Origin of the sequence: Sphingomonas sp., from assembly GCF_003248515.1 — a bacterium.
Classification (GTDB): domain Bacteria; phylum Pseudomonadota; class Alphaproteobacteria; order Sphingomonadales; family Sphingomonadaceae; genus Sphingomonas_I.
Map to the genome: position 1 here is coordinate 349,544 of NZ_QFOB01000002.1, position 17,383 is coordinate 366,926.

General features: G+C 65.5%; 14 protein-coding genes. 10 read left to right on the forward strand and 4 right to left on the reverse strand.

The window, feature by feature from the left end; all coding sequences use genetic code 11:
* Window positions 1–135 precede the first annotated feature (135 nt).
* Genes DI605_RS04750 through DI605_RS04760 form a run of 3 tightly spaced genes read left to right on the forward strand, consistent with a single transcriptional unit; the run spans window position 136 to window position 2,923 of the window.
* Window positions 136–1,170 (forward strand): DNA topoisomerase IB, encoded by a 1,035-nt coding sequence (locus DI605_RS04750; protein ID WP_293969807.1) that lies wholly within the window; start codon window positions 136–138, stop codon window positions 1,168–1,170.
* Window positions 1,170–2,378: a mechanosensitive ion channel domain-containing protein gene (locus tag DI605_RS04755; protein WP_293969810.1), complete on the forward strand. Its 1,209-nt coding sequence runs from the start codon at window positions 1,170–1,172 to the stop codon at window positions 2,376–2,378. Before DI605_RS04750 ends, DI605_RS04755 begins: the two co-directional genes overlap by 1 nt.
* Window positions 2,379–2,437: 59 nt before the next feature.
* A complete protein-coding gene (locus DI605_RS04760; RefSeq protein WP_293969813.1) occupies window positions 2,438–2,923 on the forward strand; it encodes a pyridoxamine 5'-phosphate oxidase family protein in 486 nt (161 codons plus the stop codon).
* Between the two features lie 80 nt (window positions 2,924–3,003).
* Here DI605_RS04760 and dgcA read toward each other — a convergent pair whose 3' ends face one another.
* Window positions 3,004–3,990: an N-acetyl-D-Glu racemase DgcA gene (gene dgcA / locus DI605_RS04765; RefSeq protein WP_293969816.1), complete on the reverse strand. Its 987-nt coding sequence runs from the start codon at window positions 3,988–3,990 to the stop codon at window positions 3,004–3,006.
* 91 nt (window positions 3,991–4,081) lie between these two features.
* The gene (locus DI605_RS04770) at window positions 4,082–5,320 is read right to left on the reverse strand and encodes a polyhydroxyalkanoate depolymerase (protein WP_293969819.1); all 1,239 of its coding nucleotides are present in this window, start codon (window positions 5,318–5,320) and stop codon (window positions 4,082–4,084) included.
* Between the two features lie 128 nt (window positions 5,321–5,448).
* On the opposite strand from DI605_RS04770, the gene DI605_RS04775 reads away from it, so the two are divergent.
* Window positions 5,449–7,236 (forward strand): ABC transporter transmembrane domain-containing protein, encoded by a 1,788-nt coding sequence (locus tag DI605_RS04775; RefSeq protein ID WP_293969821.1) that lies wholly within the window; start codon window positions 5,449–5,451, stop codon window positions 7,234–7,236.
* A gap of 208 nt (window positions 7,237–7,444) precedes the next feature.
* On the opposite strand, the gene DI605_RS04780 is transcribed toward DI605_RS04775, so the two are convergent.
* Window positions 7,445–9,343, reverse strand: a complete 1,899-nt coding sequence (locus DI605_RS04780) for a CocE/NonD family hydrolase (protein WP_293969823.1) — start codon at window positions 9,341–9,343, stop codon at window positions 7,445–7,447.
* Window positions 9,344–9,502: 159 nt separating this feature from the next.
* On the opposite strand from DI605_RS04780, the gene DI605_RS04785 reads away from it, so the two are divergent.
* Window positions 9,503–10,198, forward strand: a complete 696-nt coding sequence (locus DI605_RS04785; RefSeq protein WP_293969826.1) for a DUF2490 domain-containing protein — start codon at window positions 9,503–9,505, stop codon at window positions 10,196–10,198.
* A gap of 35 nt (window positions 10,199–10,233) precedes the next feature.
* On the opposite strand, the gene DI605_RS04790 is transcribed toward DI605_RS04785, so the two are convergent.
* Window positions 10,234–11,235, reverse strand: coding sequence for an NAD(P)H-quinone oxidoreductase (locus tag DI605_RS04790; protein WP_293969829.1), 1,002 nt, complete (start codon window positions 11,233–11,235; stop codon window positions 10,234–10,236).
* 73 nt (window positions 11,236–11,308) lie between these two features.
* Here DI605_RS04790 and DI605_RS04795 point away from each other — a divergent pair, with 73 nt between their 5' ends.
* The 5 genes from DI605_RS04795 to DI605_RS04815 all read left to right on the forward strand — a co-directional run bounded on the left by DI605_RS04795 (window position 11,309) and on the right by DI605_RS04815 (window position 17,298).
* A complete protein-coding gene (locus DI605_RS04795; protein ID WP_293970176.1) occupies window positions 11,309–11,506 on the forward strand; it encodes a DUF1192 domain-containing protein in 198 nt (65 codons plus the stop codon).
* Window positions 11,507–11,630: 124 nt separating this feature from the next.
* The gene (gene clpA / locus DI605_RS04800) at window positions 11,631–13,955 is read left to right on the forward strand and encodes an ATP-dependent Clp protease ATP-binding subunit ClpA (protein ID WP_293969832.1); all 2,325 of its coding nucleotides are present in this window, start codon (window positions 11,631–11,633) and stop codon (window positions 13,953–13,955) included.
* A gap of 96 nt (window positions 13,956–14,051) precedes the next feature.
* Window positions 14,052–14,279 (forward strand): AbrB/MazE/SpoVT family DNA-binding domain-containing protein, encoded by a 228-nt coding sequence (locus DI605_RS04805; RefSeq protein WP_293969834.1) that lies wholly within the window; start codon window positions 14,052–14,054, stop codon window positions 14,277–14,279.
* 8 nt (window positions 14,280–14,287) lie between these two features.
* Window positions 14,288–14,674: a type II toxin-antitoxin system death-on-curing family toxin gene (locus tag DI605_RS04810; protein ID WP_293969836.1), complete on the forward strand. Its 387-nt coding sequence runs from the start codon at window positions 14,288–14,290 to the stop codon at window positions 14,672–14,674.
* Between the two features lie 155 nt (window positions 14,675–14,829).
* Complete coding sequence (locus DI605_RS04815) at window positions 14,830–17,298, forward strand: TonB-dependent receptor (protein WP_293969839.1); 2,469 nt, start codon at window positions 14,830–14,832, stop codon at window positions 17,296–17,298.
* The last annotated feature ends 85 nt before the right edge of the window (window positions 17,299–17,383 follow it).

Here is a 17,383-nt window from a genome sequence, read left to right on the forward strand (position 1 = left end):
TACAGCCGGTAGAGACGCGACGTTCGTGTGACGTTTGCCTGTCCGAAGCTCCCATCGTCCTCTGCCGGCCACTGCACGGCGCGCGCCTGCACGGCCTGACGGAACCTCGCGGCGCCCGCTGCCGTTAGGCCCGCCATGCCAGAACCGGAACGATCCGCCATCCTCTGTTTCGTCGATGATGCGCTTCCCGGCATCCGCCGCCGGCGGGCGGGGAAGGGCTGGGCCTATTTCGATGCGGGCGGCAAAAGGATCGCGAACCGCGCGGAAATCGATCGGCTCAACGCGATCGCGCTCCCGCCCGCCTATCGCGATGCCTGGTTCTGCCCCAGCCCGCATGGCCACATCCAGGCGACGGGCATCGATGATCGCGGCCGCAAGCAATATCGCTATCATGCCGCCTTCCGCGCCCGGCAGGATGCGCGGAAATATGAAAGATGCGCCGATTTCGGGCGTGCCTTGCCCCTGCTGCGCGCGCGCGTGGCGGAGGATCTGGCCTCGCGCCGGCTGGATCGGGATACGGTGGTGGCCGCCGTCGTGCGGCTGCTGGATCTCGGCCACATCCGCGTCGGCAACGAGGCTTATGCCAGGGAAAACAGGAGTTTCGGCGCCACCACATTGCGCAATCGCCACGCCCGCGTGGCCGGCGCGAAGCTGCGGCTGGAATATAAGGGCAAGTCCGGCAAGACGCAGCGCCTGACGATCGAGGATCGCCGGCTGGCCACGATCGTGCGCCGCACGCAGGATCTGCCGGGCCAGCGTCTGTTCGAATATGTGGGGGAGGATGGCGCGCTTCACCCGGTCGGCTCGGCCGACGTGAACGATTATATCCGGGAGGCGATGGGCGGCGATTTCACCGCCAAGCATTTCCGCACCTGGGGGGCGAGCCTGCTCGCCTTCGAACATATCCTCCTCGCGGCCCGATCGGGCCACCTCTCGCTGAAGCCGATGCTGGAGGAAGTGGCCTCGGCACTGGGCAACACGCCCGCCATCAGCCGCAAATCCTATGTCCACCCGGCCTTGATCGAGCTGTGCCGACAGGGCAATGGCGATGGCGTCTGCGCGCTCAAGCTGCCGCGCGCGACGAAATATATGAAGGGCGCCGAACGCGCGCTGATCGGTTTCCTCGATGAAGTCGTGGCGGCCGCCAAAACTCAAGCGGAGGCCGCCTGATGGCTGAGAAGGTCGTCAATACTGCCGCCATGAAGGCGCCGATCGTTTCGAAGACCTCCGTTCAGCTGCTCTGGGATCAGAGCATCGAATGGATCCTGGGTCACTATCTCCAGATCGTGATCGCCACCGCCTTCGGCGCGGCGATCGTGGCGGCGATGCTCGGCCTGCGCTGGCTGGGCAAGCGCCTGTGCCGTCGGCCGGGGCTGATGACGCACTGGCCGGTCACGATCGGCCGCGTCGTCGCGCGCACGCATCTGTGGTTCATGGTCCTGTTCGCGGCGAAACTGGTGTCGGGCTATGCCGATCCGCCGCATCTCGTGGCGCGCACGATCGATGTGGCCTTCACGATCGCGGCCGCGATGCAGGGAGCGCTGTGGGTGCGGGAATTCGTGCTCGGCGTGGTCGAAAATCGCGCCGGTGGAGACGATCATAGCGGCCTGGGCAGCGCGATCGGGATCATCCGCCTGCTGGTGACGGTTGTGATCTTCGCGATCGCGACGGTGGCGATCCTCGATAATCTGGGCGTCAACGTCACCGGCCTGATCGCCGGTCTCGGCATCGGCGGCATCGCGATCGGCCTTGCCGCCAAGGGCATATTCGACGATCTGTTTTCGGCGCTGTCGATCATCTTCGATCGCCCGTTCCAGCGCGGCGACGCGATCCGCTGGGATGGCACCAGCGGCACCGTGGAGCAGATCGGCCTCAAGACGACGCGCGTGCGCTCCGTCACGGGGGAGGAGGTGGTGGTCTCGAACACCAACCTGCTCAACAAGGAATTGCACAATATGGCGCGGCTGGAGCGCCGCCGGATCGAAATGGTGCTGGGCCTTGCTTATTATACACCGCCGGAGGTCTGCGCGCATGTGCCGGAGATGCTGAAGGTGATCGTCGAGCGGCAGGACAAATGTTCGCTGGTCCGCTGCGGCATGTCCGGCTTCGGGGATTCCACGCTCGATTTCAATCTCCAGTTCGATGTGCGTTCGGAGAATTATGACGAGGTTTTCGCCGCCCGGCACAAGGTCTGCGTCGCGATCCTCGCCGCCTTCAACGATGCCCATATCGATTTCGCCTTCCCCACCCAGACGGCGGTGATAGCGGGGCCGGACGGGCGCCCCGTCGCGGAAGGCGGGGGCTCGCCGCTACCGGCGATCCAGCATGGCAATGGCAGCATCATCCAGCCGGAAAACAAGGGGTTGCAGCCGGAATGACGGGAACCGGCCCGCGCTGATGCGGGTTCCTCGCGCATGATCCAGATAGGAGAATGGCGATGGCCGAGGATGCGAAGATCGAAGCCCGCTTCTGGAAGGAGCTGAAGGCCAGCCCCTTCCTCATGCTGGGGCTGGATGGCGTGCGCGACGGGCATACCCAGCCGATGACCGCGCAGTTCGATGGAGAGGGGAGCGGCCCGCTCTTCTTCTTCACCACCGCGGATAATGGCCTCGTCATGTCGCTCGGCACGTCGAGCAGGGCGATCGCCACCTTTACCGGCAAGGGGCATGATCTCTTCGCGAGCATCCACGGCAATCTGTCGGTGGACAACGATCCCGCCACGATCGATCGGCTCTGGAATCCGCATGTCGCCGCCTGGTTCGAAGGTGGTCGCAACGATCCCAGGATCGCGTTGCTGCGGCTCGATACGGAAAGGGCATCGCTGTGGCTGGGCGGATCGGCGCTCGGCGCGGTGATGACCCAGCTTTTCGGCCGGGATCCCAAGGAGGATTATAAGGGCAAGATGGCTGAAGTGGCCCTCTGAGGGGCCTTCGGCCGGCTGCGGCCATACTCCTGCAACAGGCGGGCGCTACAGTGGCGGGGGCGGGACGCTGTTGTCCGTGTTCAGCCCCAGAGCGCCGGCCCGGCGGCGGAGAGGATGCCTTTCTCCGCCATCATCGCTTGGGGGCGATCCTCGGCCAGCAGCAGCGCGCCGTCCAGATCCACCCAGCGCGCGCCCTGCGCGACGAGCGCCGCAGGCGCGATGCCCAGCGACGTCGCCAGCATGCAGCCCACCATCAGCTCCAGCCCGGCCGCGCGCGCTTCCGCCGCCAGCGCCAGCGCCTCGGTCAGGCCGCCGGCCTTGTCCAGCTTGATGTTGATCGCGGCATAGCGGTCGATGCAGCGGTCGAGATCGGCGCGGTCCTGGCAGCTTTCGTCGGCGCAGAGCGGGATCGGGCTGTTCACCCCATCCAGCAGATGATCCTCGCCCGCCTTCACCGGCTGTTCGATCAGTTCGACGCCGAAAGGCAGGAGGGCCGTCGCCTCGGCGGCAACGTCGCGGCCGGTCCAGGCTTCGTTGGCATCTACGATCAGGCGGGCTCCGGGCGCGCCCCGGCGCACCGCGGCGACACGGGCGATATCGCCTTCCCCCGCCAGCTTCAGCTTCAGCAGCGGCAGCGTGGCGACGGCGCGCGCATCCGCCTCCATCCTTTCGGGGGCGCCGAGCGAGATGGTGAAGGCGGTTTCCAGCGGGCGCGGTGCGGGCAGGCCCGCCAGCCGCCAGACCGGCACGCCGCTGCGTTTGGCTTCCAGATCCCACAGCGCGCAATCCAGCGCGTTGCGCGCCGCACCGCGCGGCAGCATCTCCTGGAGGGCCATGCGATCGAGCCCGGCCTCCAGATCGGTGCGGTGGCTGACGATCGTCTCCAGCACGCTCGCCGCGCTTTCGCCATGATAATAGATGGCGGTCGCCTCGCCCCGGCCGACCGCGCCATTCTCGTCGAAACGGGCGACGACCACCTCCACCTCGCGCTTGGCCCCGCGAGAGATGGTGAAGGCGCCGCGCACGGGCCAGCGTTCGATATGCGCGCCAAGCGTCCGGTGGATCATGGTCGCCCGTTTAGGGCGGATCGCTGCGTGGGGGAATCCTTCACCGCCGATCCCCGTTCCGATGGAGATCGGACGGGGCGGCGGGTGATGCTCAGGCTTTCCGCGCGCGCGCCTCGGCCGCCTGAATGAACTTTTCCACGACCGGCGCGATGTCGTCACGCCAGCGGCGGCCGTTGAAGATGCCGTAATGGCCCACCTTCGGGGCCATCAGATAGGTCTTCATCTCTTCCGGCAGCGCGGTCGCGAGCGTCAGCGCGGCCTTCGTCTGGCCCAGGCCGGAAATATCGTCTCGCTCGCCTTCCACGGCGAGCAGGGCGATGTCGGCGATGGCGGCGGGATCCACCTTCCGATCGCGGTGCATCATCTTGCCCCTGGGCAGCAGGTGGCGCTGGAACACAACGTCGATCGTCTGGAGATAGAATTCGGCGGTCATGTCGCAGACCGAGCGATATTCCTCGTAGAAGGCCTTGGTGGAATCGGCGCTTTCCTCATCCCCGTCCACCAGATGCTTGAACATCTGCCAGTGGCTGACGAGGTGGTTGCCGAAATTCATCGCCATGAAACCGGTGAGCTGAAGGAAGCCCGGATACACTTTCCGCCCCGCGCCGCCATAATACCAGGGCACGGTGGCGATCACATTCTGTTCGAACCAGCTGAACGGGCGCTGCGTGGCGGTGGTGTTCACGGCCGTCGGCGCCTTGCGCGTATCGACCGGTCCGCCCATGAGCGTGACGGAGAGCGGCCGGGCATGATGCTTCTCGGCGGCCATCAGCGCGGTGGCGGCATAGACCGGAACGGACGGCTGGCAGACCGCCAGCACATGCGTGTTCGGCCCGATATGATCCAGGAAATCGACGATATAATCGATATAATCGTCCAGATCGAAGCCGCCGACCGCCAGCGGCACCTGCCGTGCATCGGCCCAGTCGGTGATCCACACGTCATGCCCCGGCAGCATCCGTTCCACCGTGCCGCGCAGGAGCGTGGCATAATGGCCGGACATCGGCGCCACGATCAGCAGCTTGGGCTGGCCCTTGGGCGCCCTGGGGCGCGTGAAGTGGATGAGCTGGCCGAAAGGACGAACCGCCTCGATCTTTTCGACGACGTTCACCGTCTTGCCGTCGATCGTGGTGGTGCCCAGTCCGAAGGCGGGCTTGCCATAGGTGGCGGAGGCATGGGCGAAGACATCCAGGCCCGATGCGAAAATGGGGGTGAGGGGGGATTTCGAGAAGGGATTGGAGGGATTCGTCATCCAGTCGGAGCTTGCGCCCGCCAGCGCGCTTGCGCCCGCAAGGAAGCTGCGCTGCATTTCGTAAGCCTCGTACAACACCGACACGTCTCCTGAAATTCGGCGATCCCGAACGCTCCCATGTGGGATGGCTCGTGCTGCATTGCAATATTGCCGTGGTACAATAGCGTCCGATTGAGCCCTTATCGGGGCGCTGCTACTAGGCCGGCATGGCCAGAAGCATCGACACCGATCCGCCCGGGAAAAGCCGACTCGGCGAGCTGGGGCTGATATGGCGCATGGCGGGTAAATATCCTGCTCATATCGTGGCTGCGCTCGTGGCGCTGTGCGTATCCTCGGCGGCGACGCTGGGTATTCCCTATGGCTTCAAGCGCGTGATCGATCGCGGCTTCGTGGCGGGTGGAGGATCTGCTGCCAGCGTGGCGACCAGCTTCCATTATCTGCTGATGATCGTGGCCGTGCTGGCGATCGCCACCGCGCTGCGCTTCTATTACGTCTCCTGGCTGGGCGAACGCGTGATCGCGGACGTGCGACGCGCCGTGCAGGCCAATCTCCTCACCCTCAGCCCCGGCTATTTCGAGGAGAATCGCCCGTCCGAAATCGCCTCGCGCCTCACCGCCGACACGGCCCTGATCGAGCAGGTGGTGGGATCCAGCGTATCGATCGCGCTGCGCAACGTCTTCATCGGGCTGGGTGGCATGGTCTATATGTTCGTGCTGGCGCCCAAGCTGGCCGGCATGCTGCTGCTGGTGATCCCGGTGGCGGTGGTGCCGATCGTGCTGTTCGGCCGCCGCGTGCGTGCCTATTCGCGCAGTTCGCAGGATCGCATCGCCGATATCGGCGCCACAATCGCCGAAACGCTGGGCGCGATGAAGATCGTGCAGGGCTTCAATCAGGAATCGCGCGAGCGCCGCCGCTTCGCCGATGTGGTGGAGCGCGCCTTCGGCACATCGCGCAAGCGCATCATCATCCGCGCGACGATGACGGCGATCGTGATCGCCCTGATCTTCGGATCGATCACGCTGGTCCTCCAGCAGGGGGCCGTGGATGTAGCCTCGGGCCGGATGACGGGGGGCGCCATCTTCGCCTTCGTCGTCACGGCCGGGCTCGTCGCCGGCGCGTTCGGCGCGCTGACCGAAGTCTATGGCGATCTGCTGCGCGGGGCCGGCGCCGCCAGCCGGCTGGGTGAGCTTCTGGCCGAAAAACCGCTGATCGCGGCGCCGGCCCGGCCGCAGGCCCTGCCGCTGCCGCCGCGCGGCGGGCTGGCCTTCGATCATGTCGAATTCCGCTATCCCACGCGGCCCGAAGTGGCGGCGCTCCACGATTTCAGCCTCACGGTGGAGCCGGGCGAGACGGTTGCCATCGTCGGCCCGTCCGGCGCGGGCAAGTCCACGCTCTTCCAGCTCGTCCAGCGTTTCTATGATCCGGCCTCGGGCACGGTGCGGATCGATGGCGTGGCGCTCACCCAGGCCAATCCTGCCGACGTGCGCGCGCGCATCGCGGTCGTCCCGCAGGAAACCGTGATCTTCGGCGCCACCGCGCGCGACAATCTGCGCTACGGCCGCTGGGATGCGGACGATGCCGCCATCTGGGCGGCGGCCGAAAGCGCGAATGCGGCGGCCTTTCTGGGCGAATTGCCGCAGGGGCTGGATACTTTCCTGGGCGAGGGCGGCGCGCGCCTTTCCGGCGGCCAGCGCCAGCGCATCGCGATCGCCCGCGCCCTGCTGCGCGACGCTCCCGTGCTGCTGCTGGACGAGGCGACCTCCGCGCTGGATGCGGAGAGCGAGCGGCTCGTCCAGCGCGCGCTGGAGCGGCTGATGAAGGGACGCACCACGATCGTCATCGCGCACCGCCTGGCCACCGTGCGCATGGCGGACCGGATCGTGGTGATGGACAAGGGCCGCATCGTGGAGGAGGGGCGCCACGACGCGCTCGTGGCGCAAGGCGGCCTCTACGCCCGCCTTGCCAAGCTGCAGTTCGACAGCGAGGCGGCCTGAGCGGAACGCGCCACGCGACAGGCGTGGCGCCGCGACCCTTGCAAGCGGGCTAGCGGCTCGAAGGGCACGACGCGCACGCGCCCAGGATTGCGATCGGCGCGGGATGAGACAAAGCGGCGGAAAGGGCACTGCCTGCGACAGGCGGGGTTGGATCGCGCTGCGCGAGGAAACGATGTGCCGAGGCGCGTAATCGTCCCGGCGCCCGCCCTTATTTCGCCTCCACCAGCGGCAGCCACACGGCACTCGCCGCGCCGGGAGAATGGCTGATCGTCATCGTCTGCGCCTTGTAGTCGGCGGGCTTGGCGAAGAAGATGTTCTGCACATAGGTCTGCGGATTGCGATCGTAGAGCGGGAACAGGCTCGACTGGATCTGCACCATGATCCTGTGGCCCGGCTGGAATACGTGGTTGGTCGTCGGCAGGCGGAATTTATATTCCTGCACCTTGCCGGCGGGGATCGGCTTCGGCGTCTCGAAGCTCTCCCGATAGCGGCCCCGGAAGATGTCGAGCGCCACCGCCAGCTGATAGCCGCCCATTTCGGGCTGGTTGGGCACCTCGTCCGGATAGACGTCGATCAGCTTCACCACCCAGTCCGCGTCCGTGCCGGTCGTCGCGGCGAACAGATCCGCGATCGCGGCGCCTGAAATGCGCACCGGCGTCTTCAGCGCCTCCGTCTCATAGACGAGCACGTCGGGGCGCGCGGCGGCGTTGCGCTGGTCGCTCACCAGCCACGGCTTCCACTGATCGGCATTGTTCATGTCCACCGGGCGGGGGACGAACGGGATCGGCTTGGCCGGATCGGAGACGTAGGAATCCCCGCCCTTCGCCGTGGGAGCGGAGAAGGAGAGCGCCTTGCCTTCGGCCAGATAGAGCGGCTTGAGCGGAGCGGCGCACGCCTTCTGGCAGGCGAGCGGCCAACTGGCGAAGCGATCCCAGTGATTTTCGCCCGTATTGTAGATGAACACCTTGGGCGTCTCCGCCTTCGGCGCGCCATCCTTCAGATACTGGTTGAAGAAGGGCAGCAGCACATCGCGGCGGAATTGCAGCGCCGTATCGCCATCCCACTTGAGCGGCCCGAGATTGAAGCCATCATAATTTACCTGGCTGTGCCGCCACGGCCCCATCACCAGATAATTGTTTGCCTCATGCCCAGCGGCCTTCAGCGCCTCCCAGCTGTGGACCGCGCCATACATGTCTTCCTGGTCCCACAGGCCCTGCAGCCACATGGTGGGCACGCTGGAAGGCCTGGCCGCGACCAGCTTGTCCAGCGCCTGGCCCTGCCAATAGGCGTCGTAGCTCACATGATCGACCATGCGCCGCCACATGCCGAACTGTTCCAGCTTGTGCAGCTTCGCGAAATCGCCGGCCGAACCCGCGCGCAGATAGGCATCATAATCGTCATGATTGGAGGTGACGATCTCGTCGCCGCCCTTGCGGCTGGATTCCTGGCCGACGAAATAGCCGTCGCTGCCCTGGCGATAGGCGCCGTAATGGAAGAAGTCGTCGCCCATCCATCCATCCACCATCGGGCTTTCGGGCGCCGCCACCTTCAGCGCCGGATGGGGATCCAGCAGCGCCATCACCACCGTGAAGCCCTCATAGGAGGAGCCGATCATGCCGACCTTCCCATTCGTCTCGGCCACATTCTTCACGAGCCAGTCGATCGTGTCCCACGCGTCCGTCACATGATCTGTGCCTGTGGGGTTGAGCGGGCCGCGCACGGGGCGCGTCATCTCATAGGGGCCTTCCGAGCCATATTTGCCGCGCACGTCCTGAAAGACGCGGATATAGCCCGCGCCGACGAACACGTCGTCGCCCTGCGGCAGGATCGAAAGCATCGATCCGCTCGCACCGCGCGCCGCGCGCTTGTCGGCATTGTAGGGCGTGCGCGTCAGCAGGATCGGCGCGCCCTTCGCGCCCTTGGGCACGACGATCACCGTGTGGAGCTTCACCCCGTCCCGCATGGGGATCTCCACCACGCGCTTCACATAATCATAGCTGTCGGTCGGCTCGACATAATGGGCGGGAATGTCGTTCGTGGCCGGCGGCGTCTGCGCCTGCGCGGCGGAGGCGACGAGCAGGGCGAGGAGCGGGAGGGGTTTGGTCATCCCGCCAGCTTAGAGCGAAGCCGGCCCGAAGGAAGGGGGCAGATGGCGGCCGCGCCGATGGGGGCACGGGGCCTGATCCGGATCGCGGCGGCCCCGTGGCCGATCCCCAAGCACATCCAAAACGCAGGCGTAACAATTTTTGGAATCCGGCGCTGCAAAATGTCGCAAAACCCGTCTATCGATCATCGCGTGGGGCGGGGGCGCATCCTCTTTTTCGGGCTGGGATTCGTCGCATTCGCGGCGCCCCTGCGCGCGGAGGAAAAGCTCCAGCCCTGGCCATCGCTGCTGGTGGTGGCGCCGGTGGGATCCGGCTGGCAGGTTTCGGGCGAGGTGATCCGGCGCGAGGGGCGCACATCCGCCTTCAATCCGCAGCACGAATATCGCGCCCAGCTGGGCCATCCGATCGCAGACGGGCTGGTTGCCTGGGCCGGCTATGTGCGCTTCGATACCTATCCCGCGCATATCGTCCCCGCGCATGAGGATCAGGTGATCGAGCAGCTCAACTGGGCGGGCATCGCGATCGGCCGGGTGCGCCTTTCATCGCGGACGCGGCTGGAGCAGAGATTCGTCCACGGCGTGCACCAGACGGCGTGGCGCATCCGCGAACAGCTGCGCCTCACGACGCCGCTGATGCCCCGGGCCAATGCCGTGACCTGGGCCGAACCCTTCGTGTCGCTCAACCGGACGCCGGCCTCGCCGCGCCGGCTGGATCAGTTCCGGGCCTTTGCCGGCATATCCGTGTCGCTGTCGCGCCGGCTGGACATGGAATTCGGCTATCTGCACCAGATCCTGCATCGCCCGGCCGGCACCTTCGTCAACCACGCTTTGCCGGTATCGTTCGCGCTCCGTCTCTGATCGCCCCGTTGCGAAGGGGGCAAAGGCAGGGCGGATCAGGCCATCGTCAGCACCACCTTGCCGACATGATCGCCCGCCTCCACGCGCGCATGCGCCTCCGTCGCGCGATCCAGCGTATAGGTCCGGTCGATGATCGGCCGCAGCCGGCCCTGCTCGACGAACGGCCAGGCGTGGGCGCGGATGTCGGCGCACAGCGCGCTCTTGAAGACGGCGTCGCGCGGGCGGAGCGTGGATCCGGTGAGCGTGAGGCGGCGCGTCATGATATCGAGGATCGAGATCGTCGCCTTGAGCCCGCCCTGCACCGCGATCGAGACGTGGCGGCCCTCCGGCGCCAGGCATTTCATGTTGCGGGGCACATAATCGCCGCCCACCATATCCAGCACCACGTCCACGCCGCGGCCGCCGGTGATCGCGCGGACCTGCTCCACGAAATCCTGCGTCTTGTAATCGATGGCGTGATCGGCGCCGATTTCCACCGCGGCGGCGCATTTGGCGGCACTGCCGGCGGTGACGATCACGCGGATATCGAACAAGCGGGCCAGCAGGATCGCCATCGTGCCGATGCCGCTGGTGCCGCCATGGACGAGCAGGGTCTCGCCCGCTTTCGCCCGCCCGCGCTGGAACACATTGTGCCAGACGGTGAAAAGCGTTTCGGGGAGTGCCGCGGCCTCGATCAGGCTCAGGCCATCGGGCACGGGCAGGCAGTGGCCCACATGCGCGATCGCATATTCCGCCTGGGCACCGCCCGTGACGAGCGCGCAGACCCTGCTGCCCATCAGGGGCGTGCCCGAATCGTCGCCTGTGGCCACCACCTCGCCCGCCAGTTCCAGCCCAAGGATGGAGGACGCGCCGGGGGGCGGCGGATATTTGCCCTGCCGCTGCATGATTTCCGGCCGGTTGACGCCCGCGGCCGCGACTCGAATGAGCACTTCGCCCGGTCCGGGGCGCGGAACGGGGCGCTCGACGGGAACGAGAAGTTCCGGTCCGCCCGCAGACTCAGGATCGAGCGCCCGCATCGTCGAAGGCAAAATGGACATCTCTTCCTCGGGAACGGGCATCTGATCGCGGGCTTTATTGACACGCGTCCTGCGAGGGTCAACGTTGGTGCCCATGGATCTCGATGACATCCTGCCCCGCAAATCCGCCGATCCCGCATCGGCGCTCGGCGCGCAGGATCTCGACAGCCTTTCCGTGGACGAACTGCATGCCCGCATCTCCACGCTGGAGGCGGAGATCGCGCGGACCCGCGCAAAAATAGAATCCGCCGTTAACCATCGCGCAAGCGCCGAGAGCCTATTCAAGCGATGAAGGTGGATCCCGCCTTCGGATGGAACGCCTTTCGGGGCGCCCGGCTTGATCGGCGGGATCGGCATCACGACATGAGGATGGTCGCAGGGCCGTTCTTTCGGCCGCTGCCAGGAGTAAGCTGACCATGCCATCCTTTGCCCGCGAGCTTGAGCAGACGCTGCATAATGCGCTCACCGCCGCATCCTCCCGCCATCACGAATATGCGACGCTGGAGCATCTGCTCCTCGCGCTGACCGGTGACGAGCATGCCGCCAAGGTGATGAGCGCATGCGGGGTCGATCTGGGCGATCTGAAAACCGCGGTGACCACCTATCTCGATACCGAGCTCGATGCGCTGAAGACGACCGGCAACGCCGATCCTTCGCCCACGAGCGGCTTCCAGCGCGTCGTGCAGCGCGCGATCCTCCACGTTCAGTCGTCCGGCCGCGAGGAAGTGACGGGTGCGAACGTGCTCGTCGCGCTCTTCTCCGAACGCGAAAGCTATGCCGTCTATTTCCTGCAGCAGCAGGATATGAGCCGCCTCGATGCGGTTTCCTTTCTCAGCCACGGTGTCGGCAAGGCCGGGCAACCTACGGAGAACCGCGAGGTGAAGGGCTCGGAGGAAGAGAAGGCTCAAAAGTCCGAAAGCAAGCAGAAGGGCGAGAGCGCGCTCAAGCAATTCTGCGTGAACCTGAACGAGAAGGCCAAGGACGGCCGCGTCGATCCGCTGATCGGCCGCTCTTCCGAGGTGGACCGCACGGTGCAGATCCTGTGCCGTCGCTCGAAGAACAACCCGCTCTATGTGGGCGATCCCGGCGTGGGCAAGACGGCGATCGCCGAGGGCCTCGCGCGCAAGATCGTCGAGGGGCAGGTGCCCGAGGTGCTGCTGCCCGCCGTCATCTATTCGCTCGACATGGGCGCCTTGCTGGCCGGCACCCGCTATCGCGGCGATTTCGAGGAGCGGCTGAAGCAGGTCGTCTCCGAACTCGAGAAGATGCCGCATGCCGTGCTCTTCATCGACGAGATCCACACGGTGATCGGCGCGGGCGCCACCTCCGGCGGCGCGATGGACGCATCGAACCTGCTGAAGCCGGCTTTGTCGGGCGGCACCATTCGCTGCATCGGCTCGACCACCTACAAGGAGTTCCGCAATCATTTCGAGAAGGACCGGGCCCTGCTCCGGCGCTTCCAGAAGATCGACGTGAACGAGCCGACGATCGAGGATACGATCAAGATCATCACCGGCCTGCGCCCGGCCTTCGAGCAGCATCATTCGGTGCGCTACACGCCCGAGGCCATCAAGTCGGCGGTGGAGCTTTCGGCGCGCTACATCAACGATCGCAAGCTGCCCGACAAGGCGATCGACGTGATCGATGAGGTGGGCGCGATGCAGATGCTGGTCGTCCCCTCCAAGCGGAAGAAGGTGATCACCGCCAAGGAGATCGAGCAGGTCATCGCGACGATGGCGCGCATCCCTCCGAAATCGGTTTCGACCGACGACACCAAGGCGCTGGCCAGCCTCGAAACCGATCTCAAGCGGGTCGTGTTCGGGCAGGACAAGGCGATCGAGGTGCTGTCCTCGGCGATCAAGCTCAGCCGTGCGGGCCTGCGCGATCCGGACAAGCCGATCGGCAACTATCTCTTCTCCGGCCCCACGGGCGTCGGCAAGACGGAGGTTGCGCGCCAGCTGGCCTCGATCCTGGGCATTCCGCTCCAGCGCTTCGACATGTCCGAATATATGGAGCGGCACTCGGTCAGCCGGCTGATCGGCGCGCCTCCGGGCTATGTCGGCTACGATCAGGGCGGCCTGCTCACCGATGCCGTCGATCAGCAGCCGCATTGCGTGCTCCTGCTCGACGAGATCGAGAAGGCGCATCCCGATCTGTTCAACATCCTGCTGCAGGTGATGGATAACGGGAAGCTGACCGATCACCACGGCAAGACGGTGGATTTCCGCAACGTCATCCTCATCATGACGACCAATGCGGGCGCTTCCGACATGGCGCGCGAATCGATCGGCTTCGGGGCGAGCAGTCGCGAGGACGTGCAGGAAGAGGCGGTGAAGAAGCTCTTCACGCCGGAATTCCGCAATCGCCTCGATGCGATCGTGCCGTTCGACTATCTGCCCACGCCGGTCATCGGGCGTGTCGTCGAGAAGTTCATCCTGCAGCTTGAGCTGCAGCTGGCGGATCGCGACGTGCATATCAGCCTGGATGACGAGGCGAAGGCGTGGCTCACCGAGCGCGGCTATGACAAGCTCTATGGCGCGCGGCCGATGGGCCGCCTGATCCAGGAGAAGGTGAAGCAGCCGCTGGCGGAGGAGTTGCTGTTCGGCAAGCTCGTCCATGGCGGCGAGGTGAAGGTCCACATGAAGGAGGGCGCGCTCGCCTTCGAGATCGTGGCCGCCGCTCCGAAGAAGCCCCGCAAGGGCGGCAAGGCGAAGAAAGCCGCGCCGGAAGAGCAGGCATAACGCCTGCCGGCATCGGAGAAGCGAAAAGGGGGCGTCGGAGTGATCCGGCGCCCTTTTTCCATCGCGGAAACCGCTCGCTTCTGTTATAACGCCCGTATGAACATGCCGCTGAAACTCGTGAAGATCGGCAATTCGACGGGCGTGATCCTGCCGAAGGAATTGCTGGCGCGTCTCGGGGCTGAGCAGGGCGATACGGTCAGCGCGTTCGGGACCGATCGCGGGATCGAGCTTCGTCCGCAGGACGATGATTTCGAGAGTCAGATGGCGGCGGCACGCGAAGTGATGGCTCGTCGCGCGCGCGCGCTGCGCGAACTCGCCAAGTAAGTCGCACCATGCCCCGTTGGATATGGGTTGCGACGGAGGTCGCGACGGCAATCCATCGTGAGCAACTGGACGAACATGGCGGCGGACAAGGGGTTCGCGATCCGGGCCTGCTGGAAAGCGCAATGGCTCGACCCCGGCATATCGTGGCATATGGCGAGCCCGATGCGGCGGCGCTTGCGGCGGCCTATGCCTATGGGATTGCGCGCAATCACCCATTCGTCGACGGCAACAAGCGCACGGCTGCAGTGGTGAGTGAAACCTTTCTCGCCATCAATGGCATGCTTCTGGAGGCGAGTGATGCGGAAGTCGTCGTCGCTTTCCTCGCGCTCGCGGCGGGCGAGCTTTCCGAGGACGAACTGGCCGACTGGTTTCGCACCCGCATCGCGGCGAGCTGAAATTTCGTCGCAGCCGATCGGCCCTTCGCCGCGTTGTCGCGACAGGATGGATGGGAGGCAGGGCATCCGGCTTTCGCAACCACAAGATTTGCTAACTCGCCTTATCCTACTTCCAAAGTAGGTAACCCTCCGAGAACGATTCGAAGGGGAATGACATGTCGGTGCGCTCGATCCGCTATGCGGGGTTGGCAGGAGTCTCGTTGCTGGCGTTGCCCACGCTGGCCCAGGCGGCGCCCGCGCCGGCCGCCGCCGTGGAAGCGGCGGACGATCAGGCCGCGCCCGCCGCAGCCGGGACGGGCCAGCCGCCGCGCCAGCGCACCGTGCCGGCCGGTGCACCGTCGGGCGACATCATCGTCTCGGCCCGCCGGCGCAGCGAAGTCGTCCAGAAGGTGCCGCTCGCCATCGCCGTGCTGGATGCGCGCGCGATCGATGCGACCGGCAGCTTCAATGTGCTGAAGCTCACGCAGATCCAGCCGAGCCTGCAATTCTATTCCACCAACCCGCGCAACACGACGGTGAACATCCGCGGCCTCGGCCAGCCCTTCGGCCTCATCAATGACGGGATCGAGCCGGGCGTCGGCTTCTATATCGATCAGGTCTATTATGCGCGGCCGGGCTCGGCCACGTTCGATTTCCTCGATATCGAGCGGGTCGAGGTGCTGCGCGGGCCGCAGGGCACGCTCTACGGCAAGAATACCACGGCCGGCGCGATCAGCATCACATCGAAGGCGCCCAGCTTCACGCCCGAGGGGCAGGTGGAGGTCTCCGCCGGCAATCTCGGCTTCGTGCAGGGCAAGGCCTCGGTCTCCGGCCCGCTGAGCGACAGGGTGGCGATCCGCATCGGCGCATCGGCCACGAAGCGGCAGGGCACGATCTACAACGTCACCACCAACGCCCATGTGAACAGCCAGGACAATCTGGGCGTACGCGGAACCCTGCTCTACAAGGCCACGGACACGCTGAAGCTGACCCTGTCCGGCGACTATAACCGCCAGAATCCCGATTGCTGCGTGCAGATCTACGTACGCACCGGTGCCACCCAGCGCCCGCTCAACCGCCAGTTCGCTGCACTCGCGGCCGCCTTCAACTATGCGCCGCCCTCCACCAACGCCTTCGATCGCGTGACGGATCTGGATGCGACGCTGAAGGCCAAGCAGATCATCGGCGGCGTTTCGCTGCGCGCGGAATGGGATGTGGGGCCGGGCACGCTCACCTCCGTTTCGGCCTGGCGCTTCTGGGACTGGACGCCTTCCAACGATCGCGATTTCACGGGCCTGCCGATCACCACGGTTTCGCAGAACCCATCGCATCAGGATCAGTATACGCAGGAGTTCCGCTATGCGGGCACCAGCGGCAAGCTGGATTATGTCGCCGGCCTCTATGGCTTCTACCAGAAGATCGACACCACCGGATCGCAGGTGCAGGGATCGGCCGCCAGCCGCTGGCTGCTCAACCCCACCAGCGCCAGCGCCAGCAATCCGGCGGTGCTGAATGGCCTCGCCTCCTATAACGACATCCATTTCAAAAATACGAGCCTCGCGGCCTTCGGCCAGGTGACGTGGCACGTCACCGATCGCCTGCGCCTGCAGCCTGGCCTGCGCGTCAATTATGACAAGAAGACCGGAAGCTATATCGCCACGGTCGTCACCGGCACGGGCAGCACCACGCTGACGAGCGATCAGCGCGGCGTTCTCGCCCCGCAAAGCTACCAGCCGAAATTCAGCGACTGGAACGTCTCGGGCGATTTCACCGCGTCCTTCGATCTGGCGAAGGACGTGCTGGCCTATGCCACCTATGCGAAAAGCTTCAAATCGGGCGGCATCAACCTTTCCGGCCTGCCGCTGGATTCGAGCAACAATCCGATCCTGTCCTCGTCGACGGTAAAGCCGGAGAGCGTCAATCATTATGAGGTGGGCCTGAAGACCCAGTTCCTCGATCGCCGCGTCACCTTCAACCTCGCCGGCTTCTGGACGGACGTGAAGAATTATCAGGCGACCGTCACCAACGGGCAGCTTGGCGTGATCCGCGGCTATCTCGCCAATGCCGGCAAGGTGCGCACGCGCGGCATCGAGGCGGATGCCAGCTTCCGCCCGACCAGCCAGCTCAGCCTCTATGCATCCGGCGCCTTCACCGATGCCAAATATGTGAAGTTCGTGGATGCGCCTTGCCCGCCCGAGCTTGCCGGCGGCACCACAGCCACCGCCGGGCAGACGCCCAGCGCGCCGGGCACGCCGGGTGGCATCAGCCCCGCTTTCTGCAACATTTCCGGCCAGTGGCTGCCGGGCGTATCGCGTTGGGCGACGAGTCATGGCGGCGAATATCGGGTGCCCTCCACGCTTTTCGGGGATAGCGAGATCTTCTTCGGCTATGACGGCAGCTGGCGCTCGAAATTCTCGTCCAATCCTTCGCGCTCGGCCTATACGGATATCAACGGCTATTATCTCGCCAACATCCGCACGGGCCTGCGCGTGAACCGGACGTGGGAGGTCTATGGCTGGGTCCGTAACGTCTTTGACAAGAATTATTACGAAGTGCTCGCCACCCAGTCGGGCAATACCGGCCTCGTCGTCGGCCAGCCGGCCGATCCGCGCACCTATGGCGCCACGGTGAAGGCACGCTTCTAGGCTGGCGGGTCTTTCCCTGCTTCCGGGAAGGCGGGAGCAGGGGCAGGCGACGAACCATCTTGCCGGGAACGAAATAAGAACACAC